Genomic DNA, 25,357 nt, shown 5'->3' with positions numbered 1-25,357 from the left:
ACGTCAGCCCGTGAACTTCACATCGGTGACGGCCTGCTTATATCCGGGGTCGCTGTACTGGTCGCCCGGCGCGTGCGGCGCGGCGGTGATCCAGAGGAGAACGTACCGCGTCTTCACCGGTGTTTTGGCGGAGATCTTGAGTTCTCCGCCCGACGTCCGGGCCCCGGCGATCTTCTTCATGGACTCCAGGGGCGCCGAGGACGACAGCGAGTCGGCCGCGTACAGCGACGCGGCGGTGTACGCGCCCTCGTAGTAGAGCCCTATCGACGCCGTCGAGACGGTCTGCTCCGAGCCCAGGTCGTAGACGATGCCCACGCCCTGCTTGTACGGCGCGAGACGGGGCCCCGCGTCGAAGGAGCGCGAGCGCCAGTACGTGTCGCCGTTGCCGTCGTAGGTGAGCTTGGCATCATCGGGGTGCTGTGCATTGCCGTCCGGGTAGTACTCGGCGGCGTCGACGATCTTCAGGGGCCGGACGGGCTTGGGCACCGCGCTGTTCTTGTCGCCCTCGTCCGTCGTCTGCGTCTGGTTGGGGTCGTCGGAGTTGCTCCGGTCCATCAGGGCGTCCGCGAGCTGCCAGCTGCCGAGGCCGAGCGCGGCGATGAGGAGGGCGGAGACCGCCCACTTCAGGGCCCTGCCGGTACGGCTCTGCAGCGGCGGCGGAGGCGTCGGCACGGCCTGCGTGGCGCCCGGGTGAGGCGCCGGCCGACCGTAGGTGCCCTGCTGGTACGTGGTGCGCTGGTACTCCGGAGGCGCGGTGAACGAGGGCTCCGGCGGCCTGATGCGCGGCATCTCACCGATGGCCTTCACCAGCTCTTCCGGCGTGGTGCAGGCGGCCTCGTGCCGGGAGGCGGTCGCGCCGTCGTTGACCAGCGCGCGCATGGACAGCTCCGACAGGCCCCGATGGACGCCGGCGCGCACCTGGTCGGGGGCGATCAGCCCGACGTCCTTCGGCAGCCCGGACAGGCCGTAGGCGTCGTTCTCGTACGGCCAGCGCTGGGTGAGCGCCGCGTACAGCAGCGCGCCGATCGCCTCGGTGTCGGTGCGCTGCGGGACGTCGGTGGAGATGCCGCGCAGGGCGGCGTTCACGGCGAGGCCGCGGATGCGCCACTGCCCCGAGGAGGTCCGCAGCACGGCGTTGGGGTTGAGCCGCAGATGCGCCAGGCCCTCCCGGTGGGCCGCGGCCATGGCGGAGGCGATCTGACTGACCATCTGGTAGGCGTCGTGCGGCTCCAGCGGACCGGGTGCGAGCAAGGCGGTCAGCTCGGTGGCGTCGGGCAGCCACTCGTGGACGACGTAGACGAGGTCGTTCTCCTCGACGGCGTCCAGCACCTGGACGAACCGGGGATCACCGAGCAGCGCCGAGGAGCGCGCCGCGGCCAGTACCGAGCGGGCCCGGGTGTGGTCCGCGGGCAGGACATGCACGCCCACGGCACGGCGGAGTTTCTCGTCGACGGCCCGCCAACTGCTGAAACCGTCCAGACGGGTGACGCACTCTTCGAGACGGTAGCGTCTGGCGAGCTTGTGGCCGCTGTGCAGTTCCGGCGGTGAGGCCTTCCCGGGACGTTCCGTCCCGCCACTCCCCTGTGCCTCGTCGGTGTCCGTGTCCTGCTCCCGGTTCTTGACCACCCCGTCGGCCGTGGACTGGTCCGCTTGTGCGGTCAGCGGTTCGTCACCGCTGTTGTCTGCCACGTCGACGGCAGCTGTGCTCCGTTCCGCCACCGTCGTTCCTGCCTCCCCATTCAGTGCGCGCCGTGCGACCTCGTGCGCGCCGTCCGACGCCGAACCCAATTGTGCCCACAGTCCGCCGCTATGCACGACACACGGCGGCGAACGATGGTTGTGCGACTGCCCCTCGCTCACCTTCGTTCAACAGGCGGCGCTCCTTTCTCGGACCTGGTCCGCCGGTGATCTCTAGCGCCCCAGGCGGCCGCGGACCATGCCGACCAGCGAGTTGAGCTCCTCGATGCGCATTCTGCGGGCGGCGAGGAAGAAGACGCCCAGCAGAAGCGCCCCGCCGGCCAGCAGCGCGGCGAAGGAGCCGAGAACGCCCTGGCCCAGGCTGTGTCCGATGCCGTAGCAGGCCGCGCCGCTGATCAGGGCGGCGGGCACGGAGGCGATGCACAGACGGGCGTACGTGCGCAGGACGTGGGAGCCGTCGAGGTCGCCGTCGAGCCGCTTGCGGAGCCGGTTCCAGGCGACGCCGACGCCGATGGCGTACGCGAGACCGTAGGAGGCCGCCATGCCGACCACGGCCCAGCGGGCGGGCAGGACGAAGTAGCAGACCGCCGAGGCGCCCGCGTTGACCGCGGCCACGATGACCGTGTTGTAGAAGGGGGTGCGGGTGTCTTCGTAGGCGTAGAAGGCGCGCAGGACGACGTACTGCACGGAGTAGGGGATCAGGCCGAGGCCGAAGGCCATCAGCATGAAGCCCATGTTCGTGGCCTCGCCGGTGCCCGAGGAACCGAAGATCAGCGTGCACATCGGGATGCCGAGGGCGAGGAAGCCGAAGGCGATCGGCACGATCGCCACGGCCGTGGTGCGCAGGCCCTGGGAGATGTCGTCGCGGACCGCGCCGCCGTCGCCCTCGGCGGCCGAGCGCGAGATGCGGGGCAGCAGCGCGGCCATCAGGGAGACGGTGATGATGGCCTGCGGCAGGCCCCAGATCAGCTGGGCGTTGGCGTAGGCGGCGAAGCCCGTGCCGTCGACCGGCGAGTCCTTGCCGGCCGACGTGGACAGCTGGGTCACGACGAGCGCGCCGGCCTGGTTGGCCAGGACGAACAGGACGGTCCACTTGGCGAGCGTCGCGGCCTTGCCCAGGCCGTGGCCCCGCCAGTCGAAGCGCAGCCGCAGCCGGAACCCGGTCTCGCGCAGGTACGGGATCATCGCGAGGGCCTGCACGACCAGGCCGAGCAGGATCCCGATGCCGAGGAGCCGCTCACCCTCCGGCGGGATGCTCGTGACCTTCATGCCGGAGTCGGCGGCGGTGCCGTAGACCCAGATGAACATGCCCAGCGTCACGATGATGACGATGTTGTTCAGGACGGGGGTCCACATCATCGCGCCGAACTTTCCGCGCGCGTTGAGGATCTGACCCATCACCACGTGGACGCCCATGAAGAAGATCGAGGGCAGGAAGTAGCGGACGAACGTGACGCCGACGTCGTTGGCCGCCGGGTTGCTGGCGACCGAGTCCGACAGGAGGCGGATCAGGACGGGGGCCGCGGCGATCGCGGCGACCGTGAGCAGGCCCAGCGCCACCATGACGAGGGTGAGCAGACGGTTGGCGTAGGCCTCGCCGCCGTCCTCGTCCTCCTTCATGGCGCGCACGAGCTGCGGCACGAAGACGGAGTTGAGTCCGCCGCCGACGGTCAGGATGTAGATCATCGTCGGCAGCTGGTAGGCCACCTGGAAGGTGTCGCCGAGCAGGCCCACGCCCAGCGCGGAGACGATCAGCGCGGAACGGACGAAGCCCGTCAGACGGGAGACCATCGTGCCCGCCGCCATGACGGCGCTGGACTTCAGCAGCCCGGACGCGCGCCCGCCCTTCTTGGGCGCGGGCGGAGCGGCGGCCGGGGGCGGCGCCGCGTCGGGCGTGGCGGTGAGGTTCATGGTCTGGTCGTCGGCGGGCGTGGCGGCCACCGGAGCCTGGTACTGCTGCGGCGCTCCGTGCGCTCCCGGCGGCTGGGCCGGACCGGGCACGGCCGCCGACTCCGCCGACGGCCGGGGGGCGCTCTGCTGCTGGTCGCGGAACAGGTGGGCGAAGGCGTCCGGCTGGTGCTGCTGCTCGCCGGAGTGCGTGACCAGGTCGTCCACGCCCACGAACTGGGTGGTGCGGGGGTCGTCGCCGTACGGGAGGTACTGCGTGGGGCCCTCCGGCTCGGGCGCGGGGGTCTGGGCCCACACATGAGGGTCGGGGGCGTACGGGGACTGCGGCGGCCGGCCGTACAGGGGCTGAGACGGCTCATGAGCGCCCGGGGGCGGCGGCGGGTGCGCCGCGCGGTCGTAGAGCGCCTCGGCGACCGGGTCCTGCGCGGTGAGGTCCTGGGCCCGGTAGGGGTCCTGGTCGTAGGCGTCCTGGAGATACATGTCCGCGGGGTGCTGCGGCGGCACCTGGCCCTGCTCGGGCGGCGGGCCCTCGGGGCGCCCCGAGCCGCCCGCGGCCCGGCCGCGGTCACCGTCGTACGGCGCGTTCATGGCTTACCCCACCTCATCGTCCCGGGCCCACCGGCCACGACATCCTCAACGGTCCACTCTCTCACCCGTGCCGGACGGGTCTGCGTTTTCCGCTTCGGTGTCCGGACTCTCGTCACTCGCCTGCTCATGGTCGTCTGCCCCGGCCGACGGGCCGGACTCTCCACTGTGACGGTCCCGGGGCCCCGCGGGATCCTGCGGGTCGTCCGCGGGCTCGTCGCCCTCGCCGGGGTCGTTCTCGTCGGCGTCCTCGGGTTCTTCGGCCCGGCGGGCGGCGGCACGCTTGCGCTGGGTGTACATGCGGAAGCCGGCCAGCACCAGGAGCAGCACGCCGCCGCCGATGACCAGCATCACGGTGGCGGTGATCTCGGTGACCTTCACGTCGAAGGTGACCGGCGCCCCGTACTCCTGGCCGTCCTCGGTGTACAGCTGGGCGATCACCGTCGTCTGGCCGTTGACCTTGGCGGACGTGCTGAACTTCACTGTCGTGGTGTGGCCGCCGGAGACCGTGATCCGCTGCTCCGCGTAGGGCTCGCCGGAGATCTCCAGGCGCGTCTGGTTCGTGGAGGTGAGCCGCAGGACCAGGTGGTCCACTCCCTGCACCAGGTTGTTCTGCACCGTCACCGGGATCGTGGCGCTGCGGCCGGAGAGCTTGGTCTCCGACTTGTCGATCAGCTTGACCTGCCCGGCCAGTGTGTCCAGATACGCCCGCACGCTCGCGCGGAACGCGCTCGCCGCGGCGCTGCGACCCCGCCAGGACGTGGACGTCTCCCGGTTTATGGCCCGCCCGAAGGGGGTCACGACCCGTGCCTCGTTGGCGAGGATCACCTTGAAGTTGTCGAGCTTGTCCTGGGTGTCGGCGATCTCCTCGAAGGCGGAGCGGGGCAGCTCCCGCTTGCGCAGCGACGCCGGATAGTCCGCCCTGGACGGCACCTTCGTGTTGGCGGCCGGGTCGGGCTTCGCCTTGGCGGCCGCGGTGAGCTGCTGGGGCTGCGACCAGGTCCCGCCCTGGAGCTGCGTGACGGCCTGCGCGAGCGTGCGGGCCTGGTCCGCGGTCGGCATGCGCTGGGGGGCGACGACGATGCTGCGCTGCTTGTCCGTCTGGAGGTTCAGTTCCAGGCTCTGCGCCAGGAACTCCTGCACGGCGAGGGTGGACGCCGAGGCCTTCGTCAAGTCGCCCTCGAAGACCGTGGACAGCCACGAGTCCGCGACCACGGCCGTGGTGCCGCCGCCGATGGGGCGGGCCGCGGAGGGGGTGTAGGAGAGGTCGCCGGTCTCGGCGAGGCTGTCACCGCGGGCGATGACCTTGTCGGCGCCGGCGGAGGTGGCGACCTTGACGATCGACGGATCGACGGCGCCGTCCACCGGCCAGGCGAAGTCGGTGCTCGGGGTCACGTGGAGCACCGTCTCCACCGTGGTGGCGGCGACGTCGGTGGCTTCCTTGAGCTGGCTCAGGGAGCCGGCGACGCCGGTTCCGTTGTGCGCCAGCGAGGCCAGGTCGGGGTCGGCGAAGGGCAGCGCGACGACCTCCTTGCCCGTGACCGCGCTCTGGAGCTCGTCGAGCCACTGCTTGGCGACCGCCTGCTGGGTGCCGGCCGTGGTGGTGTCGCCCGCGCCCCGGATGCGGTAGCTGCCGGTCATGGCGTCGACGGACGCCAGCAGGTCCGGGTCGATCACCCAGGTGACGTCGAGCTGCTTGCCGAGGGCCAGCATCTGGTCCAGGCGGCCGCCCGGGGCGATCTCCTTGGCCAGGTCCTCGTTGAGGAAGACGGGAGTCTGCTGGGCGTTCGAGCCGGTCTCCGCCGTCATGTGCACGGTGGACATCAGCGGCCACAGCACGGTCGTCGGCGTCCTGGTGTCCGCCTCGCCGTCCTGCCACGGGAGGAAGGTGCGCTGTACGCCCAGGACCCGGTCCCACGGCTGCGCGGACGTCTCGCCGGACAGGGAGACCCCCAGCGGGTAGACGCCGGCCTTGCCGAGATCGAGCTTGTCGACGGGGACGGAGATGCTGAAGTGCTGGGCCACGCCGGGCGTGAGCTTGGCGAACTTGGCGACGTACTTGCCGCCGACCGTGACGCCGTCGTCCGCGGGGAGGGAGCCCGCCCGCCTGGAGGCCCGGTCGATCGCCGAGCGGGTGGCGAGGGCGTCCCCCACCTGCAAATCCACGTGGGCGGCCGTGACCGCTTGCTTGCCGTTGTTGGTGACCGTGCCCGAGACCGTCAGGGTGTCTCCGTCGGCCGGGGCGCTGGGGCTGAGCGAGTCGACCGCGACGGCGACCGTGCCCGCGTCGGAGGCCTCCTTGACACCGGCCTGTTCGGCGGCCTGTGCGGGGGCGGCGGGCAGCTGGAGGAGACCCGCCAGCAGGGGCGCTCCCGCGAGCAGTGCTCCGGTGCGCCGCAGCCACCGGCGGGCAGGTGAGGGAGTCATCCCCGGAAAGTCTGCCGCCTCGGCCACGCGTTCGCCCGTCCCTCGTCGTCGTCAGTGGTCGTCGGAATGTGCGTCCAGGCATCGTAACGATGCGCGCTAAGGGGAAGTGCCGCGGACTGCTCCACAAGATCGCGGACGATGGTCGACTCGTCCTCTATGTGTGCATATAAGGAGAAGCGGTGCCCAAGCGGCCAAAAACCCGTCTTGCCGCCTGTCGGCAGGAGTGTCCGAGGTCATTTAACGGGGCGGCTCCGGTTGGCGCGGCCACGTACCCTCTTTTGTTGTGCCGAACGCCAATGAAGACAATCTCAGTGCCCTCAGCCAGGTGCAGCACCGTGCGGTGAGTGAACTGCTGCGGGTCGCCCCTGTCGCCGACGACCTTGCCCGCCGCTTTCAGGAGGCCGGGTTCTCCCTCGCCCTGGTCGGTGGCTCGGTCCGGGACGCGCTGCTCGGCCGGCTCGGCAATGACCTGGACTTCACGACGGACGCCCGGCCCGAGGACGTCCTGAAGATCGTGCGGCCGTGGGCGGACTCCGTGTGGGAGGTCGGGATCGCCTTCGGCACCGTCGGCGTCCAGAAGGAGGCCCGGGTCGGAGACATCGACCGGTGCTTCCAGATCGAGGTCACGACCTACCGCTCGGAGGCGTACGACCGCACCTCGCGCAAGCCCGAGGTCTCCTACGGCGCCAGCATCGAGCAGGATCTCGTGCGACGGGACTTCACGGTGAACGCGATGGCCGTGGCCCTTCCGGAGAAGGAGTTCATCGACCCGCACGGGGGCCTCGACGACCTCGCGGCGCGTGTGCTGCGCACCCCGGGCACCCCGGAGGAGTCCTTCTCCGACGACCCGCTGCGGATGATGCGTGCCGCCCGTTTCGCCGCCCAGCTCGATTTCGAGGTCGCTCCGGACGTCGTCACGGCGATGAAGGAGATGTCCGACCGGATCGGGATCGTCTCGGCCGAGCGGGTCCGGGACGAGCTGAACAAGCTGATCCTCTCCTCTCACCCGCGCAAGGGACTCTCCCTGCTGGTCGACACCGGCATCGCCGAGCGGGTGCTGCCCGAGCTCCCGGCGCTGCGGCTGGAGAGCGACGAGCACCACCGGCACAAGGACGTCTACGAGCACACCCTGATCGTTCTCGAACAGGCCATCGCGCTGGAGGAGGAAGGACCGGACCTCGTCCTGCGGCTCGCCGCCCTGCTGCACGACATCGGCAAGCCGCGCACCCGCCGCTTCGAGAAGGACGGCCGCGTCTCGTTCCACCACCACGAGGTGGTGGGCGCCAAGATGACGAAGAAGCGGATGACCGCCCTGAAGTACTCCAACGAACTGGTGAAGGACGTCTCCCGTCTGGTCGAACTCCACCTGCGCTTCCACGGGTACGGCACGGGTGAGTGGACCGACTCCGCGGTACGCCGTTATGTACGGGATGCGGGACCACTGCTCGAACGGCTCCACAAGCTGACGCGCTCGGACTGCACGACGCGTAACAAGCGCAAGGCCGCCACGCTCTCCCGCGCTTACGACGGGCTGGAGGAGCGCATCTCGCAGCTGAAGGAGCGGGAGGAGCTGGACGCGATCCGTCCCGATCTGGACGGCAACCAGATCATGGACATCCTGGGCGTCAGTCCCGGCCCTGCCATCGGCAAGGCGTACAAGCATCTGCTGGAACTGCGGCTGGAGAACGGACCGATGGAGTACGACGCGGCGGTGGCGGCCCTCAAGGAGTGGTGGGCCGAGCAGAACTGAGGCTGTGCGACGGGGGCATGTTTCACGTGAAACAAGCCCCCGCATGGCTGGCCGGACATGCGTAGGGGCGGTGTTTCACGTGAAACACCGCCCCTGTTCGCGTCTGCCTTACTTCTTGTAGTCCTTCAGGCAGAGCAGGAAGTTGTCGCCGTCACCGCTCTCGGTGTACGAGTACTGGAAGTCCTTCGCTTCGGCCTGGCACTTGCTGTCGGCGGTGAGCTGCGAGTACGTGCCCTTGACCTTGGCCAGCACGATGTACTGCGCCTGCGTGGAGTCGCACTTGACGACCTCGAGGTCGGGGTTGTCGTTGTCGCTGTTGCCGCGGTGCATGCAGTCGCCGACCGCCGCCGTGTTGGCGTCGTCCTGGCTGGATATGTACGCGCCGATGCCCACGCCGACGACGGCCAGCACGATGACGATGTTCTTGATCAGCTTGAAGCTGACCTTGCGGCGGGGCTGCTCCGGGGGGACCCCGCCGTAAGGAGCGGTGGGGTAGCCGGGCTGGCCGGGCTGCTGGGGGTAGCCGCCCTGCGGCGGGTACGGAGCCTGACCCTGGGGCTGGCCGTAGGGCTGCTGGCCCGGCTGCGCGAACGGGTTCTGGCCCTGGGGCGGCGGAGTCGACACTTGGGGGTCCCCCTAGAAAACTTGGACGTGGCGCGAAATCACTCGCGACGTAAGACGCACGTAAGTTACCGGGCCCCACTGACAACCTTGTAGCCGAGAGGGAGTCTGTGTCATTGATGTGACACTCTCCCTCGTGCAAAGCGGGCCATAGCACCAGCAACTGCTCCGTAAATAACGGCGACCGTGACCACCAGGGCCGGTGAGCGTCCGTCAGCGGGCAGCATCAGGGCGGCGACACCCGCCGCGCCGACGAACGCGACGTTGAACAGGACGTCGTAGAGCGAGAAGATCCGGCCGCGGAAGCCGTCCGCCACGCAGGACTGGACGACGGTGTCGGTCGCGATCTTCGCGCCCTGGGTGACCAGCCCCAGGACGAACGCGGCCACGAACGTGGTGAGCTGAGCGAACGGAAGCATCAGGGCGAGTTCCAGAACCGCGGCGACCGCGGCACAGACGGCGATCCAGCCGATCGGGCCGAGCCGCTCCGCCGCCCACGGGGTCACCACCGCCGCGACGAAGAAGCCGGCGCCGGAGACGCCCACCGCCACCCCCAGGAGCGCCAGCCCGTCGTCCGGGTCGGACGACCAGGCGTACCGGCACAGCATCAGCACCATGACGGTCAGGGCGCCGTAGCAGAACCGCATCAACGCGATCGCGCCGAGCGCCCAGGCGGCCTCCGTGCGCCGGGGTTCGGCGAGGTGACGTACGCCGGCCGAGAGGCCGCGGGCGGTCCCCCGGACAGCGGCCAGGAGCCCGGGCCTGCCGAGCACGTCATCGGGGCCGAGCAGCTCCACGGCCATCGACAGGGACACCAGCGCGGCGCACAGATACAACGCGCACGCCAGCAGCACCACGGCCGCGTCGGTGTCCGCGACCAGCAGCCGGACGACGAAGGCGAGACCGCCGCCCGCGACCGCCGCGAGCGTCCCGGCCGTCGGCGAAAGGGAGTTGGCCGTCACCAGCCGCTGGTCGTCGACCACCCGCGGCAGAGCGGCCGACAGTCCGGCGAGGACGAAGCGGTTGACCGCGGTCACGCAGAGCGCCGAGGCGTAGAAGAGCTGGTCGGGAACCTGGCTGATCATCAGGACAGCCGTCACCGAGGCCAGCAGGGCCCGCAGCAGATTGCCGTGCAGGAGGACCTGCCGGCGACGCCAACGGTCCAGCAGAACCCCGGCGAAGGGCCCGACCAGCGAGTAGGGCAGCAGCAGGACCGCCATGGCCGAGGCGATCGCGGTGGCCGAGGTCTGCTTCTCCGGCGAGAACACCACGTAGGTGGCGAGCGCGACCTGGAAGACGCCGTCCGCGCACTGGGAGAGCAGCCGAACGGCGAGCAGGCGCCGGAAGTTCCTCAGGCACAGCAGAACACGCAGATCACGGGCGGCCATGGGCACAGCCTCACATACGGGAAGGGTCCCCGGGTCACTGGACCCGGGGACCCTTCTCAGCCCTGGCAGGAGCGAATTTTCCGTACGGGTCGGGTTAGCGCTCGACCTCGCCGCGGATGAACTTCTCGACGTTGGCGTACGCCTCGTCGTCGAAGTACTGCACCGGCGGGGACTTCATGAAGTAGCTCGACGCCGACAGGATGGGGCCGCCGATGCCGCGGTCCTTGGCGATCTTCGCGGCGCGCAGGGCGTCGATGATGACACCCGCGGAGTTCGGGGAGTCCCAGACCTCGAGCTTGTACTCCAGGTTCAGCGGAACGTCACCGAAGGCACGGCCCTCGAGACGGACGTACGCCCACTTGCGGTCGTCCAGCCAGGCCACGTAGTCCGACGGACCGATGTGGACGTTCTTCTCGCCCAGGTCGCGGTCGGGGATCTGCGAGGTGACGGCCTGCGTCTTCGAGATCTTCTTGGACTCGAGGCGGTCGCGCTCCAGCATGTTCTTGAAGTCCATGTTGCCGCCGACGTTGAGCTGCATGGTGCGCTCGAGACGGACACCGCGGTCTTCGAACAGCTTCGCCATCACACGGTGCGTGATGGTGGCGCCGACCTGGGACTTGATGTCGTCGCCGACGATCGGGACGCCCGCCTCGGTGAACTTGTCCGCCCACTCCTTGGTGCCGGCGATGAAGACCGGGAGGGCGTTGACGAAGGCGACCTTGGCGTCGATGGCGGCCTGGGCGTAGAACTTCGCCGCGTCCTCGGAACCGACGGGCAGGTAGCAGACGAGAACGTCGACCTGCTTGTCCTTGAGGACCTGCACCACGTCGACCGGCGTCTCGGCGGACTCCTCGATGGTCTCGCGGTAGTACTTGCCGAGACCGTCGAGGGTGTGACCACGCTGGACCGTGACGCCCTTGTTCGGGACGTCGCAGATCTTGATGGTGTTGTTCTCGCTGGCACCGATGGCGTCCGAGAGGTCGAGGCCGACCTTCTTCGCGTCGACGTCGAAGGCGGCGACGAACTCGACGTCACCGACGTGGTAGTCCCCGAACTGCACGTGCATCAGGCCCGGGACCTTGGTCGCCGGGTCGGCGTCCTTGTAGTACTCGACGCCCTGCACCAGTGACGCCGCGCAGTTGCCCACGCCGACGATGGCTACGCGAACCGAACCCATTCCGGTTGCTCCCTGTGTGTACGAGTGAGGCCCTGAACAGGCGCTCACGTGGCGGTTTCGTCGGGCGAATCCGTCCCGGGGGTGTCCCCGGGGCGGGGCAGGCCGCCCGTCGATCCAGATGTGGTGTGCTGCTGAGCGGACCCCCCGGACGGTGGACCCTTCAGGTCCCGTCCGGCCCGCTCGCTCTCGATGAGCTCGTTCAGCCAGCGCACTTCGCGCTCCACGGACTCCATTCCGTGGCGCTGGAGCTCAAGCGTGTAGTCGTCGAGGCGCTCCCGGGTGCGTGCCAGAGAGGAGCGCATCTTCTCCAGACGTTCCTCCAGCCGGCTGCGACGCCCCTCCAGCACGCGCATGCGCACATCACGGGACGTCTGGCCGAAGAAGGCGAAACGAGCGGCGAAGGTCTCGTCCTCGTACGCGTCGGGACCCGTCTGGGACAGGAGCTCCTCGAAATGCTCCTTGCCCTCCGCCGTCAACCGATAGACGATCTTGGCGCGTCGCCCTGCGAGTGGAGCGGCGAGGGCGTCCTCCGGGGTGCTCCCCGGCTCCTCGATCAACCAGCCGTTGGCGACCAGCGTCTTGAGGCAGGGGTAGAGCGTGCCGTAGCTGAACGCACGGAACACGCCCAAAGACGTATTGAGTCGTTTGCGCAGCTCGTAGCCGTGCATGGGGGACTCGCGCAGCAGGCCGAGGACGGCGAACTCAAGGATGCCGGAACGCCGGCTCATCGTCGCCTCCTCTCGCCTTATGCCGCGCTGATGTATCGACTCGATACATCTAGACGATAGAACGGCCTTCCGGATGCGACAAGAGGGGGGATGGTGAACGGGATCACATCACTGATTCGTTGCAGGCGACTTGCCTGATTTGGGGTGAACTTCAGGGCTGGGCAGGTTTTGGCGGTGCGTAGTCTGTGCGCCATGCACACCACCGGGACCCATGAGACGCCGGGGGGCGTCGAGGTCCTCGGTGCCGTACGGGTGAATGCGCAAGCGACCGCATCCGTACATCGGGGGGACAGGAAACCAGCCGCCTTTTCCAGGCGCGCACGGATGCGCCTGCCCGAGGAGTAATCGTTCGATGAGCGAGCACCGTCGCAAACCGCCGCAGCCGCAGGGAGGCGGACGTGCCGCGGCCCGACGCGGCCAGTCCGGTGCGTCCTCCGGCCGCCGCGCGGCACCGCGAGGCGCCACCGGAACGCCTGCCGACTACGGGTTGGGCCATGGAACCGGAGGCGAGGACCAGCCGATCGGCAGCCGCGCCGACGCCCGACGCGAGTCCCAGAGGAGTGCGGGCGGCAGCAGGCGCAGAGCAGCCGAGCCCGCGGCGGGCCGCCGCGGCGGTCAGAGCGGCCCCGGACGGGGCAGAGGACGCTCGGCCCCGGACCGCAAGCGCCTGATCGACTACCCGCGCGCCGACAAGTACGGCTGGCAGCGCTGGATGCCCTCGTGGAAGCTCGTCGCGGGTCTGTTCGTCGGTTTCGTCGGCAGCCTGGTGGCCGTCGCGGGCATCGGGTACGCCATGGTCGGCATCCCGGACATCGCCAAGACGGCCACGGCGCAGAACAACGTCTACTACTGGAAGGACGGCAGCCAGATGGTTGCCACCGGTGGTGAGACGAACCGGCAGAACATCGACCTCTCGCAGATCCCGGAGGAGATGCGCTGGGCGGTGATCTCGCAGGAGAACAAGACCTTCTACGACGACAGCGGCATCGACCCCAAGGGCATCGCCCGCGCCGTGTTCAACATGGCCCGGGGCGGCCAGACGCAGGGTGGCTCCACGATCACCCAGCAGTACGTCAAGAACGCCATGCTGAACGACCAGTCGCAGACGATCTCCCGCAAGTTCAAGGAGATCTTCGTGTCCATAAAGGTGGGCGCGGAGGTCGACAAGGACCAGATCATGGCCGGCTACCTGAACTCCGCGTACTACGGGCGCAACGCCTACGGGATCCAGGCCGCCGCGCGCGCCTACTTCAACAAGGACGCGATCAAGCTCGACCCGGGTGAGTGCGCGTTCCTCGCGGCCATGCTGAAGGGCGCCACGTACTACGACCCGGCGGGCGCGACGTCCGTCGACTCGGTCGGCGCCACGCCCGCGGCCAACAGCAAGCGGGCCCTGCGCCAGATGCAGGACACCCTCGACAAGATGGTCGAGTACGGCCATCTCGACGCGTCGGTGCGGGCGAAGTACAGCACGCTCCCCAAGTGGCAGAACCCCCGGTCGAACACCGATCTGAAGGGCCAGATCGGCTACCTCGTCGACCTGGCCAACGGTTACCTGGTGACCCACAGCAAGGAGACCGGGGTCACCCAGGACACGCTGCAGCAGGGCGGCTTCTCGATCTACACGACCTTCGACAAGAACAAGGTCAACCAGTTGCAGGCGTCGGTGAAGAAGGTCCGGGACGCCAACATCAAGCCGGAGCAGCGCCCCGACACGGACACGCACGTGCAGTTCGGCGGGGCCTCCGTGGAGCCGGACACCGGCGCCATCCGGGCCATCTACGGCGGTGAGGACGCGACCAAGCACTTCACGGACAACGCCGACCAGACCGGCGCCCAGGTCGGTTCGACGTTCAAGCCGTTCGTGCTGGCCGCCGCGATGACCTGGGGCGTGCGCGACCCGGACCTGGGGTCCTCGCAGGCCCAGGACGAGCGCACCATCGTCTCGCCGAAGAGCCTGTTCAGCGGACAGAACAAGCTCAAGATCAGGAACTACGACGACTCGATCTGGAAGAACGAGAAGGGCGAGGAGTGGCTCCAGACCAATGACGGCAACGTCTCTCTGGGGAACCCGCCCGACTACAAGATCGACCTGAGGGAGGCGATGCGCGAGTCCGTGAACTCCGCCTTCGTGCAGCTCGGCATGGACGTCGGTCTGGACAAGGTGAAGGACTCCGCCGTCAAGGCGGGCCTGAAGGAGTCCAGCCTGACCAACAGCGGCTTCCCGTCGTTCTCGATCGGCATCTCCGACCCGAGCGCGATCCGGATGGCCGGCGCCTACGCCACCTTCGCCGCCAGCGGCAAGCAGCGCGATCCGTACTCGGTGGAGAAGGTCACGAGCGAGAAGGGCCAGATCTTCACGCACAAGACCCAGACGCAGCAGGCGTTCACGGACAAGGTCGCCGACAACGTGACCGACGTCCTGAAGACCGTGGTCGAGAAGGGCACCGGCACCAACGCCCAGCTGCCGGGCCGTGAGGTCGCGGGCAAGACCGGTACCACCGACGGCAACAAGTCGGCATGGTTCGTGGGCTACACCCCGCAGCTGTCGACGGCGGTCACGATGTTCCGCTACGACGACGACGAGTCCAAGAAGGACCGTACGTTCCTGAAGATGTTCGGTACCGGTGGCCAGAAGAAGATCCACGGCGCCTCGTTCCCGGCGCAGATCTGGCACGACTACATGCTCGATGCGCTGAAGGGCACGCCGGCGAAGGACTTCCCGGAGCCCCAGCCCATCGGTGAGGTCGTCAACGCGGAACCGTCGCCGACCCCGACTCCCTCGGCCACCGAGACCGAGGAGGAGAAGCCGTCGCCTTCCCCGTCGCCGAGCAAGTCTGCGGTCGAGCCGTCACCGTCGGCGTCCGAGACCTGCAACAAGTTCTTCGGCTGTCAGAACGACGGCGGCACGAGCAACGGCAATGGCAACGGCGGCACGGGAGACACAAGCCCCTCACCCAGCCCGTCCGAGTCCCAGGGAGACAACAGAGGCAACACAAACGGCGGCTTCTTCGGAGGCCCCGGCGGGTGACCGTGCCCTCGCCCGGCTTGCCTGTTTCACGTGAAACATGCGCATGTTTCACGTGAAACGAGGGCCGCTCCACCGCACCAGGTGGGGCGGCCCTCGGCTTTTTCTCAGCCCGGTACGGCAGGATGGCGCCCATGCCCAGTGCAGAATCCTCGCCGGCGCGCGTGCACGAGCCGGATCCGGTAAAGCCGACCAGCGACGACCCGGTGGCCGCGGCCGGCAGTGAGCTGATCGGCGGCCCCATCGGCCGACGGGCCCTGCTGGGGACCTCCTGGTGGACTCCCGTCCGCATCATCGCGCTCGTGGCGATCGGGATGTTCGCCCTCGGACTGATCCAGAAGGCGCCCTGCTACAACGGGGGCTGGTTCTTCGGAGCCACCACCCAGTACACGCACGCCTGCTATTCGGACATCCCGCACCTCTACCAGGGGCGTGGCTTCGCCGACGGACTCGTGCCGTACTTCGACAAGCTCCCCGGCGACATGGACTACCTGGAGTACCCGGTACTCACCGGTGTGTTCATGGAGGTGGCCAACTGGCTGACGCCGGGCGGGGGCAGCATCCAGGACCAGGAGCAGTGGTACTGGATCGTCAACGCGGGGATGCTGATGGCCTGCGCGGCCGTCATCGCCGTCTGCGTGACCCGGACGCACGCTCGGCGCCCCTGGGACGGTCTGCTGATCGCCCTGGCCCCTGCCTTCGCGCTGACCGCCACGATCAACTGGGACCTCCTGGCGGTCGCCCTGACGGCCGCGGCGATGCTCATGTGGTCCCGCGGCCGGTCCCTGGCCTTCGGGGTCCTGCTGGGGCTTGCGACGGCCGCCAAGCTCTATCCCGTCTTCCTGCTCGGCCCCCTGTTCGTGCTGTGCTGGCGCGCGGGCAAGTGGCGGGACTTCGGCAAGGCGCTGGGCGGCGCGGTCGTCTCCTGGCTGGTGGTGAACCTGCCGGTCATGCTCTTCGCCTTCGAGGGCTGGTCGAAGTTCTACCGGTTCAGCCAGGAACGAGGCGTCGACTTCGGCTCGTTCTGGCTGATCCTGGCCCAGAACTCCAGCGACCCGCTCACCACCGACAGCGTCAACACCCTGGCCACGCTCCTCGTCGTCCTGTGCGCCGTGGGCATCGCGGCCCTGGCGCTCACCGCCCCCCGCCGACCCCGCTTCGCCCAGCTGGCCTTCCTGATCGTGGCGGCCTTCATCGTCACCAACAAGGTCTACTCGCCGCAGTACGTGCTGTGGCTGGTGCCGCTGGCCGTGCTGGCCCGGCCCAAGTGGCGGGACTTCCTGATCTGGCAGGCGTGCGAAGTCGTCTACTTCCTCGGCATCTGGATGTACCTCGCGTACACGATGAGCGGAGACGCGCACAAGGGACTGCCGACCGACGGCTACCACTGGGTCATCGGCGTGCACCTGCTGGGGACGCTCTACCTGTGCGGTGTGATCGTCCGGGACATCCTCATGCCGGAACGGGACGTCGTACGACGAGCCGGCGAGGACGACCCCTCGGGCGGTGTGCTGGACGGAGCGGAAGACGTCTTCGTTCTCGGCGCCGCGGCGCACCCGCCCCGACACGCCTCCCACTTCGACGGTCCGCAGGTGGAGTGGGGCAAGCAGGACGCCGTCGACAGTTCGCCCTGAGCGAACATCCTGGTGCCGTGTCCGTCCGGCACCGGACGGGCGCATCGGACGCGAGAGAGGCCGTACGCGTGATCCGCGTACGGCCTCTTTTCGCTGTCTCAGGGATGCTCGACCGGTCCCCCTCCGCTCAGCGGTCCACGATCCGGTCGAACTGCGTGGTGGTGTGCCGCAGATGGGCCACGAGCTCATCGCCGACGTGCGGCTCGGGAGCGTCCGACGGCACGAACAGGATCGACACCTGCATGTGCGGCGGCTCGGCGAACCAACGCTGCTTGCCGCCCCACACGAACGGCGACAGGTTCCGGTTCACCGTGGCCAGGCCGGCCCGGGCGACGCCCTTGGCGCGGGGCATGACGCCGTGCAGCGCCTTGGGGGCCTCCAGGCCCACCCCGTGCGACGTACCGCCCGCCACGACCACCAGGAAGCCGTCCGAGGCGGCCTTCTGCTGCCGGTACCCGAACCGGTCGCCCTTGGTGACCTTCGTGACGTCCAGGACCGCGCCGCGGTACTCCGTGGCCTCGTGGTCCCCCAGCCACAGCCGCGTGCCGATGCGCGCGCGGAAGCGCGTCTGCGGGAACTGCTGCTGGAGCCGCGCGAGTTCGTCGGCCTTGAGGTGGCTGACGAACATCGTGTGCAGCGGCAGGCGGGCCGCGCGCAGCCGGTCCATCCAGCCGATGACCTCCTCGACGGCGTCGGAGCCGTCGGTGCGGTCCAGCGGCAGGTGGATGGCGAATCCCTCCAGCCGCACGTTCTCGATGGCGGAGTGCAGCTGCGGCAGGTCCTGCTCGCTGATCCCGTGCCGCTTCATCGAGGACATCACCTCGATGACCACCCGCGCGCCCACGAGGCCGTACACGCCGTCCACCGACGACACCGAGCGCACGACCCGGTCGGGCAGCGGCACCGGCTCCTCGCCGCGCCGGTAGGGCGTCAGCACCAGCAGGTCGCCGCCGAAGAAGTCCTTGATGCGCGCGGCCTCGTACGTCGTGCCGACGGCGAGGACGTCCGAGCCCAGCCGGGTGGCCTCCTCCGCCAGCCGGTCGTGTCCAAAGCCGTAGCCGTTGCCCTTGCAGACGGGTACGAGCCCCGGGAACTGCTCCTGCACGTGCTTGTGGTGCGCCCGCCAGCGCGCGGTGTCGACGTAGAGCGTGAGCGCCATGGCCGGACCCGGGACCTTTCTCGTGGCTGCCGTGTGGGGAGGTGCGTCGGAGGTTGTGGAATCAGTGCACTGACGTCAGCGGCGCGACATGTAGATGTCGAGCGCCTTGTGGAGCAGCTTGTTCAGCGGGAAGTCCCACTCACCGAGGTACTCCGCGGCCTGACCGCCCGTGCCGACCTTGAACTGGATCAGGCCGAAGAGGTGATCGGTCTCGTCCAGTGAGTCGGAGATGCCGCGCAGGTCGTAGACGGTGGCGCCCAGCGCGTAGGCGTCGCGCAGCATGCGCCACTGCATCGCGTTCGAGGGACGGAACTCCCGGCCGATGTTGTCGGAGGCCCCGTAGGAGTACCAGACGTGACCGCCCACGATCAGCATGGTGGCCGCCGACAGGTTCACGCCGTTGTGCCGGGCGAAGTACAGCCGCATGCGGTTGGGGTCCTCGGTGTTGAGGGCCGTCCACATCCGCTGGAAGTAGGACAGGGGGCGCGGCCGGAAGTGGTCGCGGACCGCCGTGATCTCGTACAGCCGCTGCCATTCCTCGAGGTCGTGGTAGCCGCCCTGGACGACCTCGACGCCGGCCTTCTCGGCCTTCTTGATGTTGCGTCGCCACAGCTGGTTGAAGTTCTTGTGGACCTCTTCGAGCGAGCGGTTCGCCAGCGGCACCTGGTAGACGTAGCGCGGCTGGACGTCACCGAAGCCGGCGCCGCCGTCCTCGCCCTGCTGCCAGCCCATGCGGCGCAGCTTGTCGGCCACCTCGAACGCGCGCGGCTCGATGAAGTCGGCCTCGATGTCGCGCAGCCGCTTCACGTCGGGGCTCTGGATGCCGGCCTTGATGGACGTTGCCTCCCAGCGGCGGATGATCACCGGCGGGCCCATCTTCACCGAGAACGCGCCCTGCTGCTTGAGGTGCGCGAGCATCGGCTCCAGCCACTCCGTCAGGTTCGGCGCGTACCAGTTGATGACCGGGCCCTCGGGCAGGTAGGCCAAGTAGCGCTTGATCTTGGGAAGTTGGCGGTAAAGGACCAGACCCGCGCCGACCAGTTCACCGGTTCGTTCGTCGAACCAGCCGAGGTTCTCCGAACGCCACTCGGCCTTGACATCGGCCCAGGCCGGAACCTGCATGTGGCTCGCCGACGGCAGGCTCTGGATGTATGCCAGATGCTGCTCGCGGCTGATCGTCCTCAGGGTCAGGCTCATTCGGGGCGCTCCTCGGGCTGGGGTGTCCCCATGGGTAGGGGCTCCGGCTCTCGCGCCGAAGCCTACTGCGCCGTGCGAGCGGCCTCACTGGGCGTACGCCACCTGCGCCCCGGCCTTCGTGCGGCCGGGGCGTGGCGTGTGGGTCCACAGGCGCCTACGAGCCCTTCGGGGAGGGCGGGGTCGCCGGTGTCCGGGCCGGTGCCGGTGAGGTCACCAGATTCCGCCGAAGAGCCCGCCGTGCGCCATGCCGAGGAAGAAACCGACGCCCGAGGCGCCGAGACCGAGAATGAGGCCGAAACGCTCGCGCGTGGTCTCGGAGATCCACTGCCCGTAGGCGCCGGTCAGGATTCCCACGAGTCCGGCCCAGGAGCTGAGCAGATGCAGGCTGTAGAAGAACGACGTGATGAAGGCCGTCACACCCAGCACCAGCGTCACCGCGAGCAGCGTGTCCTGGAGGGGATGGGGCTTGCCGTCGGTGGCGAAGAGAGAACCGGCGGTGTTCGGTCGCAATGTCTGTGCCATAGGGCACCTCCTGCGGAACGCGGCGCATCGTAGCGCCATACACACCCGACGTGTACAGATTGAGGGTCAACCACGCCGGATTTCAACCGGAAGCGCGTGTGCAGGTAGTCTGTACCCTCTGCACCGGTGTCTGCCCAGCCAGAGCCAGGGAGTCCACCCAGCTCAGACCGGGGAAGTCGCCTGCCGACCCCCATTGTCAGTGGCGGCCGATACCGTTGCGTACGCATCACAACCCTCCTGCCACGGATCGACCGTGGCCGCTGAGTCCAAAGGAGGTGGGTTCCACATGCGTCACTACGAAGTGATGGTCATCCTCGACCCCGATCTCGAGGAGCGCGCTGTCTCCCCGCTGATCGAGAACTTCCTCTCCGTCGTCCGCGAGGGCAACGGAAAGGTCGAGAAGGTCGACACCTGGGGCCGCCGTCGTCTCTCGTACGAGATCAAGAAGAAGCCCGAGGGCATCTACTCGGTCATCGACCTGCAGGCCGAGCCTGCGGTCGTCAAGGAGCTCGACCGCCAGATGAACCTGAACGAGTCGGTCCTCCGGACCAAGGTCCTCCGTCCCGAGACCCACTGAGCTCACGAGCTCAGCCGATCTCGGGATTCTGAGTAGCAGCACTAGCAGCCAGCAGCAAACCCGCCGAGAGGTTCCCCCATGGCAGGCGAGACCGTCATCACGGTTGTCGGCAATCTTGTCGACGACCCCGAGCTGCGCTTCACCCCCTCCGGTGCGGCGGTCGCGAAGTTCCGTGTCGCGTCCACTCCCCGCACCTTCGACCGCCAGACGAACGAGTGGAAGGACGGCGAGAGCCTGTTCCTGACCTGCTCGGTCTGGCGTCAGGCGGCGGAGAACGTCGCGGAGTCGCTTCAGCGAGGCATGCGCGTCATCGTGCAGGGCCGGCTGAAGCAGCGGTCCTACGAGGACCGTGAGGGCGTCAAGCGCACGGTCTACGAGCTGGACGTCGAGGAAGTCGGCGCCAGCCTTCGCAGTGCCACGGCCAAGGTCACCAAGGCTTCCGGCCGCGGTGGCCAGGGCGGCCAGGGTGGTTACGGCGGCGGTGGCGGCCAGGGTGGCGGCAGCTGGGGTGGGAACTCCGGCGGCGGCCAGCAGGGCGGCGGCGCTCCCGCCGACGACCCGTGGGCGACCGGCGCTCCCGCCGGTGGCAACCAGGGCGGCAGTGGCGGTGGCGGCGGCTGGGGTGGAAACTCCGGCGGCGGCAGCGGCAGCGGCGGCGGCTACTCGGACGAACCCCCCTTCTAGGCCCACGGGCCCGGATGTCCGGGCCCGGTCGGGTTGAGGGCGGGTCGTATCCCCACTTCTTGATCACACAGGAGAAACACCATGGCGAAGCCGCCTGTGCGCAAGCCTAAGAAGAAGGTCTGCGCATTCTGCAAGGACAAGGTCACGTACGTGGACTACAAGGACACGAACATGCTGCGGAAGTTCATTTCCGACCGCGGCAAGATCCGTGCCCGCCGCGTGACCGGCAACTGCACGCAGCACCAGCGTGACGTCGCCACGGCCGTGAAGAACAGCCGTGAGATGGCGCTGCTGCCCTACACCGCCCAGGCGCGATAAGGGAAGGGTGACCGACAAATGAAGATCATCCTCACCCACGAGGTCTCCGGCCTCGGTGCCGCTGGCGACGTCGTCGACGTCAAGGACGGCTACGCTCGCAACTACCTGATCCCGCGGAACTTCGCGATCCGCTGGACCAAGGGCGGCGAGAAGGACGTCGAGCAGATCCGTCGTGCTCGCAAGATCCACGAGATCCAGACCATCGAGCAGGCCAACGCTGTGAAGGCCCAGCTCGAGGGCGTCAAGGTCCGTCTGGCCGTTCGCTCCGGCGACGCCGGTCGTCTCTTCGGTTCCGTCACCCAGGCCGACGTCGCTTCGGCGATCAAGGCTTCCGGTGGCCCCGAGGTCGACAAGCGCCGCATCGAGCTCGGCTCGCCGATCAAGACGCTGGGCGCCCACGAGACGTCCGTGCGTCTGCACCCCGAGGTTGCCGCCAAGGTCAGCATCGAGGTTGTCGCGGCCTGATCGCCGCGTTCGGCTCGAAGAGCCACGAAGGGGCCGTACCCACGGGGTGCGGCCCCTTCCGCTTGCCGCGTTTCACGTGAAACGCGGCACCGGGGCCCGCCGTCCGTTTCACGTGAAACGGTCAGCGAGCCGCGCCGGTGACGACCCAGCGGCCGGAGCGAGCGCGCACCCAGAGGGTCAGCATCCGCACGACCATCATCAGCGTCATCGCCCCCCACACAGCGGTGAGACCGCCTCCGAGAACCGGTACCAGCAGGGCTGCCGGAGTGAACACGGCCAGAGTGAACACCATCGCCCAGGCCAGATACGGTCCGTCGCCCGCTCCCATCAGCACACCGTCCAGTACGAACACGACGCCGCAAACGGGCTGGGAGAGCGCCACCACGAGAAGGGCCGGCAGTGCCGCGTCCTTCACGGACGGATCGCCGGTGAACAGGGGCAGGAACAGCGGTCTGGCGAGCACGACCAGCAGGCCGAGGAGGACCCCTACGGCGATGCCCCACTCGACCATCCGTCGGCAGACGTCCCGAGCGCCCTGGGCGTCGTCGGCGCCGAGGTAGCGCCCGATGATGGCCTGCCCCGCGATGGCGATGGCGTCTAGGGCGAAGGCGAGCAGGCTCCACAGGGCCAGAGCGATCTGGTGGGCCGCGATGGCGTCGTCCCCGAGGCGGGCGGCCACTGCGGTGGCGATCAGAAGGATCGCTCGCAGCGAGAGCGTGCGTACCAGTAGGGGGGCGCCCGCCTGGGCAGACGCCTTGATGCCCGCTGCGTCGGGTCGCAGGGACGCGCCGTGGCGGCGGGCTCCTCGTACGACCACCACGAGGTAGACCACGGCCATGCCCCACTGGGCGATGACGGTGCCCCAGGCGGAGCCGGCGATGCCCAGACCGGCCCCGTAGACGAGGGCGGCGTTCAGAACGGCGTTGGCGAGAAACCCCGCGACGGCGACATAGAGAGGTGTTCTCGTGTTCTGGAGGCCGCGCAGCACACCGGTCGATGCCAGCACGACGAGCATGGCCGGGATGCCGAGAGCCGAGATGCGCAGATAGGTCGTCGCATAGGGAGCCGCCGTGTCCGAGGCGCCGAAGAGCTGCACGAGGGTCGGGGCGGTGGGCAGAACGGCCGCGATCACCACGGCTCCGAGCAGGAGCGCCAGCCAGATGCCGTCCATACCCTGCCGAATGGCCGCCGGAAGGTCGTCGGCGCCCACGCGGCGCGCGACGGCGGCGGTGGTGGCGTAGGCGAGGAAGACGAAGACACTGACGGCTGTGGTGAGAAGAGCCGAGGCGACGCCGAGACCGGCCAGCTGGGCGGTGCCCAGGTGCCCCACGATGGCGCTGTCGGCCATCACGAACAGCGGCTCGGCGACCAGCGCGCCGAACGCCGGGACGGCCAGTGCGACGATCTCTCGGTCGTGCTGTCGCCGGGCGGCCTTGGGGGGCGCGGGAGCCTGTGTCATGAGCACCAATCTAATCGTCCACAGGTAAGAGATGCAATCCACCTGTGACCCTTACCTCTGCGTCGGTGGCCCACCCGCTCGCGCTGCGTTCGAAGAGATCTTGGCCCGATAGGGCAACTTTTTCTTCTGCACAGCCGGTGGATGAGGAAAGTGCAGGTCAGAGGAGATCGGAAAGAAAAGTAGAGGGCTTGTTCACAGGGCTGTCCACCGGCTCGTGCACAGGTTTCGCAGGGTTGTCCACAGCATTGGGGGCGTCGTCCACATGCCCTGTGGATAACCAGATTGGCTGAAGGTGCCCGCGGGCCTACCGTGGTCCGGCGCCCGCTCCGTACGTCGGCCGAAGAAACCCGCACAAAAACGACGCGCCACAAACGGAGTTGGGCCTCTCAATTGTCAGTGTCGTGCCGTAGAAAAGAGGCACGGCGAGGTCCGCTCGGCGGACGGGAGGAGGTGGCTCGGTTGAGCATTTCCGAGCCCTTGGACGACCCGTGGGCCGACAGCGGCCCCAGCGATCGTCTCCCTGCTTCCCGCCGACGCGGCGACGGTGACGGCGGCCGTGGCGGTCGTGGCCGGGACGACCGGCATGATCGCGGGCGCGACACCGGAGAGTGGGAAGGCGGGGGAACCCCCTTCGAACGGGTGCCGCCCCAGGACCTCGACGCAGAGCAGTCCGTCCTCGGCGGCATGCTCCTGTCCAAGGACGCCATCGCCGACGTGGTCGAGGTGCTCAAGGGCCACGACTTCTACAAGCCCGCGCACGAGACGATCTACCAGGCGATCCTCGACGTCTACGCCAAGGGCGAGCCGGCCGACCCGATCACGATCGCCGCCGAGCTCACCAAGCGCGGCGAGATCAACAAGATCGGCGGCGCGTCCTATCTGCACACCCTTGTCCAGACGGTGCCGACCGCCGCCAACGCCGAGTACTACGCGGAGATCGTCCACGAGCGAGCGGTCCTGCGCCGCCTGGTGGAGGCCGGCACCCGCATCACGCAGATGGGATACGCGGGCGACGACGACGTCGACGAGATCGTCAACCGGGCTCAGGCGGAGATCTACGCGGTCACCGAGCAGCGCACCAGCGAGGACTACCTCCCGCTCGGCGACATCATGGAGGGCGCCCTCGACGAGATCGAGGCGATCGGCTCGCGCAGCGGCGAGATGACGGGCGTCCCCACCGGTTTCACCGACCTCGACTCGCTCACCAACGGGCTCCACCCGGGGCAGATGATCGTCATCGCGGCCCGTCCCGCCATGGGCAAGTCCACGCTGGCGCTGGACTTCGCGCGTGCGGCGTCGATCAAACACAACCTGCCGAGCGTCATCTTCTCCCTGGAAATGGGGCGCAACGAAATCGCGATGCGTCTGCTGTCCGCGGAGGCCCGGGTCGCCCTGCACCACATGCGGTCGGGCACGATGACGGACGAGGACTGGACGCGTCTGGCGCGCAGGATGCCCGAGGTGTCCTCCGCGCCGCTCTACATCGACGACTCCCCGAACCTGTCGATGATGGAGATCCGTGCGAAGTGCCGTCGTCTGAAGCAGCGCAACGACATCAAGCTCGTGATCATCGACTATCTCCAGCTGATGCAGGCCGGCGGCTCCAAGCGCTCCGAGAGCCGTCAGCAGGAGGTCTCGGACATGTCCCGTAACCTCAAGCTGCTGGCCAAGGAGCTCGAGGTGCCCGTGATCGCGCTCTCGCAGCTCAACCGTGGTCCCGAGCAGCGCACGGACAAGAAGCCGATGGTGTCCGACCTGCGTGAGTCCGGCTCCATCGAGCAGGACGCCGACATGGTCATCCTGTTGCACCGCGAGGACGCCTACGAGAAGGAGTCCCCGCGCGCGGGCGAGGCGGACATCATCGTGGGCAAGCACCGTAACGGCCCCACGGCCACGATCACGGTCGCTTTCCAGGGTCACTACTCACGCTTCGTGGACATGGCGCAGACCTGATCCCGTCGATCTCCCCGGGCCCGCCCGCGGGTTGGGCCGCGCACGGGGTCGTCTCGCACAAGCCGGTCTCCGGGCCGGG

General features: G+C 68.7%; 19 protein-coding genes. 8 read left to right on the top strand and 11 right to left on the bottom strand.

Annotated features, from left to right (window positions below; all coding sequences use genetic code 11):
• Positions 1 to 3: 3 nt before the first annotated feature.
• The 3 genes from KMS84_RS09985 to KMS84_RS09975 all read right to left on the bottom strand — a co-directional run bounded on the left by KMS84_RS09985 (position 4) and on the right by KMS84_RS09975 (position 6,645).
• Positions 4 to 1,719 carry a protein kinase family protein gene (locus KMS84_RS09985; protein WP_256915747.1) on the bottom strand — a complete coding sequence of 572 codons (1,716 nt, stop codon included), beginning with the start codon at positions 1,717 to 1,719 and terminating at the stop codon, positions 4 to 6.
• Positions 1,720 to 1,911: 192 nt separating this feature from the next.
• Positions 1,912 to 4,194, bottom strand: a complete 2,283-nt coding sequence (murJ, locus tag KMS84_RS09980) for a murein biosynthesis integral membrane protein MurJ (protein WP_256915746.1) — start codon at positions 4,192 to 4,194, stop codon at positions 1,912 to 1,914.
• A gap of 45 nt (positions 4,195 to 4,239) precedes the next feature.
• The gene (locus tag KMS84_RS09975; protein ID WP_256915745.1) at positions 4,240 to 6,645 is read right to left on the bottom strand and encodes a DUF6049 family protein; all 2,406 of its coding nucleotides are present in this window, start codon (positions 6,643 to 6,645) and stop codon (positions 4,240 to 4,242) included.
• 256 nt (positions 6,646 to 6,901) lie between these two features.
• Here KMS84_RS09975 and KMS84_RS09970 point away from each other — a divergent pair, with 256 nt between their 5' ends.
• Positions 6,902 to 8,368 carry a CCA tRNA nucleotidyltransferase gene (locus KMS84_RS09970; protein ID WP_256915744.1) on the top strand — a complete coding sequence of 489 codons (1,467 nt, stop codon included), beginning with the start codon at positions 6,902 to 6,904 and terminating at the stop codon, positions 8,366 to 8,368.
• A 108-nt stretch (positions 8,369 to 8,476) separates the two neighbouring features.
• On the opposite strand, the gene KMS84_RS09965 is transcribed toward KMS84_RS09970, so the two are convergent.
• The 4 genes from KMS84_RS09965 to KMS84_RS09950 all read right to left on the bottom strand — a co-directional run bounded on the left by KMS84_RS09965 (position 8,477) and on the right by KMS84_RS09950 (position 12,282).
• Positions 8,477 to 8,992, bottom strand: coding sequence for an LppU/SCO3897 family protein (locus KMS84_RS09965; protein ID WP_256915743.1), 516 nt, complete (start codon positions 8,990 to 8,992; stop codon positions 8,477 to 8,479).
• A gap of 110 nt (positions 8,993 to 9,102) precedes the next feature.
• Positions 9,103 to 10,377, bottom strand: coding sequence for an MFS transporter (locus tag KMS84_RS09960; RefSeq protein ID WP_256915742.1), 1,275 nt, complete (start codon positions 10,375 to 10,377; stop codon positions 9,103 to 9,105).
• 94 nt (positions 10,378 to 10,471) lie between these two features.
• Positions 10,472 to 11,554, bottom strand: coding sequence for an inositol-3-phosphate synthase (locus KMS84_RS09955; protein WP_256915741.1), 1,083 nt, complete (start codon positions 11,552 to 11,554; stop codon positions 10,472 to 10,474).
• A 44-nt stretch (positions 11,555 to 11,598) separates the two neighbouring features.
• Entirely contained in the window at positions 11,599 to 12,282 is a 684-nt protein-coding gene (locus KMS84_RS09950; RefSeq protein WP_256915740.1) for a PadR family transcriptional regulator, read from the bottom strand.
• Between the two features lie 352 nt (positions 12,283 to 12,634).
• Between KMS84_RS09950 and KMS84_RS09945 the strand changes: the two genes are divergently transcribed.
• Both KMS84_RS09945 and KMS84_RS09940 read left to right on the top strand, forming a co-directional pair.
• On the top strand, positions 12,635 to 15,313 hold the full coding sequence (locus KMS84_RS09945; RefSeq protein ID WP_256915739.1) for a transglycosylase domain-containing protein: 2,679 nt from the start codon (positions 12,635 to 12,637) through the stop codon (positions 15,311 to 15,313).
• A gap of 131 nt (positions 15,314 to 15,444) precedes the next feature.
• Positions 15,445 to 16,944: a glycosyltransferase family 87 protein gene (locus KMS84_RS09940; RefSeq protein ID WP_256915738.1), complete on the top strand. Its 1,500-nt coding sequence runs from the start codon at positions 15,445 to 15,447 to the stop codon at positions 16,942 to 16,944.
• A gap of 127 nt (positions 16,945 to 17,071) precedes the next feature.
• Here KMS84_RS09940 and KMS84_RS09935 read toward each other — a convergent pair whose 3' ends face one another.
• The 3 genes from KMS84_RS09935 to KMS84_RS09925 all read right to left on the bottom strand — a co-directional run bounded on the left by KMS84_RS09935 (position 17,072) and on the right by KMS84_RS09925 (position 19,822).
• Positions 17,072 to 18,103, bottom strand: coding sequence for an alanine racemase (locus KMS84_RS09935; RefSeq protein WP_190148210.1), 1,032 nt, complete (start codon positions 18,101 to 18,103; stop codon positions 17,072 to 17,074).
• Positions 18,104 to 18,178: 75 nt separating this feature from the next.
• The gene (gene femX, locus KMS84_RS09930; protein ID WP_256915737.1) at positions 18,179 to 19,300 is read right to left on the bottom strand and encodes a peptidoglycan bridge formation glycyltransferase FemX; all 1,122 of its coding nucleotides are present in this window, start codon (positions 19,298 to 19,300) and stop codon (positions 18,179 to 18,181) included.
• Positions 19,301 to 19,510: 210 nt separating this feature from the next.
• A complete protein-coding gene (locus KMS84_RS09925; RefSeq protein ID WP_256915736.1) occupies positions 19,511 to 19,822 on the bottom strand; it encodes a hypothetical protein in 312 nt (103 codons plus the stop codon).
• Between the two features lie 286 nt (positions 19,823 to 20,108).
• Between KMS84_RS09925 and rpsF the strand changes: the two genes are divergently transcribed.
• The 4 genes from rpsF (at position 20,109) to rplI (ending at position 21,866) form a co-directional block, all read left to right on the top strand.
• Positions 20,109 to 20,399, top strand: a complete 291-nt coding sequence (gene rpsF / locus KMS84_RS09920; protein ID WP_006604399.1) for a 30S ribosomal protein S6 — start codon at positions 20,109 to 20,111, stop codon at positions 20,397 to 20,399.
• 78 nt (positions 20,400 to 20,477) lie between these two features.
• Entirely contained in the window at positions 20,478 to 21,083 is a 606-nt protein-coding gene (locus KMS84_RS09915; RefSeq protein ID WP_256915735.1) for a single-stranded DNA-binding protein, read from the top strand.
• A gap of 81 nt (positions 21,084 to 21,164) precedes the next feature.
• Entirely contained in the window at positions 21,165 to 21,401 is a 237-nt protein-coding gene (rpsR, locus tag KMS84_RS09910; RefSeq protein WP_020130672.1) for a 30S ribosomal protein S18, read from the top strand.
• An 18-nt stretch (positions 21,402 to 21,419) separates the two neighbouring features.
• A complete protein-coding gene (rplI, locus tag KMS84_RS09905) occupies positions 21,420 to 21,866 on the top strand; it encodes a 50S ribosomal protein L9 (protein ID WP_256915734.1) in 447 nt (148 codons plus the stop codon).
• A gap of 121 nt (positions 21,867 to 21,987) precedes the next feature.
• Here rplI and KMS84_RS09900 read toward each other — a convergent pair whose 3' ends face one another.
• A complete protein-coding gene (locus KMS84_RS09900; RefSeq protein ID WP_256915733.1) occupies positions 21,988 to 23,325 on the bottom strand; it encodes an MATE family efflux transporter in 1,338 nt (445 codons plus the stop codon).
• A gap of 459 nt (positions 23,326 to 23,784) precedes the next feature.
• Here KMS84_RS09900 and dnaB point away from each other — a divergent pair, with 459 nt between their 5' ends.
• Positions 23,785 to 25,278, top strand: coding sequence for a replicative DNA helicase (gene dnaB, locus KMS84_RS09895; RefSeq protein WP_256915732.1), 1,494 nt, complete (start codon positions 23,785 to 23,787; stop codon positions 25,276 to 25,278).
• Positions 25,279 to 25,357: the final 79 nt, after the last annotated feature.

The organism is Streptomyces hilarionis (genome assembly GCF_024539675.1).
Lineage (GTDB): Bacteria > Actinomycetota > Actinomycetes > Streptomycetales > Streptomycetaceae > Streptomyces > Streptomyces hilarionis.
This window is presented reverse-complemented; position numbering and strand designations above follow the sequence as displayed.

Excerpts from the sequence above, each read along its gene's own strand:
- murJ (WP_256915746.1), bottom strand. The coding sequence starts at position 4,194 with ATGAACGCGCCGTACGACGGTGACCGCGGCCGGGCCGCGGGCGGCTCG.
- KMS84_RS09960 (WP_256915742.1), bottom strand. The coding sequence starts at position 10,377 with ATGGCCGCCCGTGATCTGCGTGTTCTGCTGTGCCTGAGGAACTTCCGG.
- KMS84_RS09955 (WP_256915741.1), bottom strand. The coding sequence starts at position 11,554 with ATGGGTTCGGTTCGCGTAGCCATCGTCGGCGTGGGCAACTGCGCGGCG.
- KMS84_RS09950 (WP_256915740.1), bottom strand. The coding sequence starts at position 12,282 with ATGAGCCGGCGTTCCGGCATCCTTGAGTTCGCCGTCCTCGGCCTGCTG.
- KMS84_RS09945 (WP_256915739.1), top strand. The coding sequence starts at position 12,635 with ATGAGCGAGCACCGTCGCAAACCGCCGCAGCCGCAGGGAGGCGGACGT.
- KMS84_RS09940 (WP_256915738.1), top strand. The coding sequence starts at position 15,445 with ATGCCCAGTGCAGAATCCTCGCCGGCGCGCGTGCACGAGCCGGATCCG.
- KMS84_RS09935 (WP_190148210.1), bottom strand. The coding sequence starts at position 18,103 with ATGGCGCTCACGCTCTACGTCGACACCGCGCGCTGGCGGGCGCACCAC.
- femX (WP_256915737.1), bottom strand. The coding sequence starts at position 19,300 with ATGAGCCTGACCCTGAGGACGATCAGCCGCGAGCAGCATCTGGCATAC.
- KMS84_RS09925 (WP_256915736.1), bottom strand. The coding sequence starts at position 19,822 with ATGGCACAGACATTGCGACCGAACACCGCCGGTTCTCTCTTCGCCACC.
- rpsF (WP_006604399.1), top strand. The coding sequence starts at position 20,109 with ATGCGTCACTACGAAGTGATGGTCATCCTCGACCCCGATCTCGAGGAG.
- KMS84_RS09915 (WP_256915735.1), top strand. The coding sequence starts at position 20,478 with ATGGCAGGCGAGACCGTCATCACGGTTGTCGGCAATCTTGTCGACGAC.
- rpsR (WP_020130672.1), top strand. The coding sequence starts at position 21,165 with ATGGCGAAGCCGCCTGTGCGCAAGCCTAAGAAGAAGGTCTGCGCATTC.
- rplI (WP_256915734.1), top strand. The coding sequence starts at position 21,420 with ATGAAGATCATCCTCACCCACGAGGTCTCCGGCCTCGGTGCCGCTGGC.
- KMS84_RS09900 (WP_256915733.1), bottom strand. The coding sequence starts at position 23,325 with ATGACACAGGCTCCCGCGCCCCCCAAGGCCGCCCGGCGACAGCACGAC.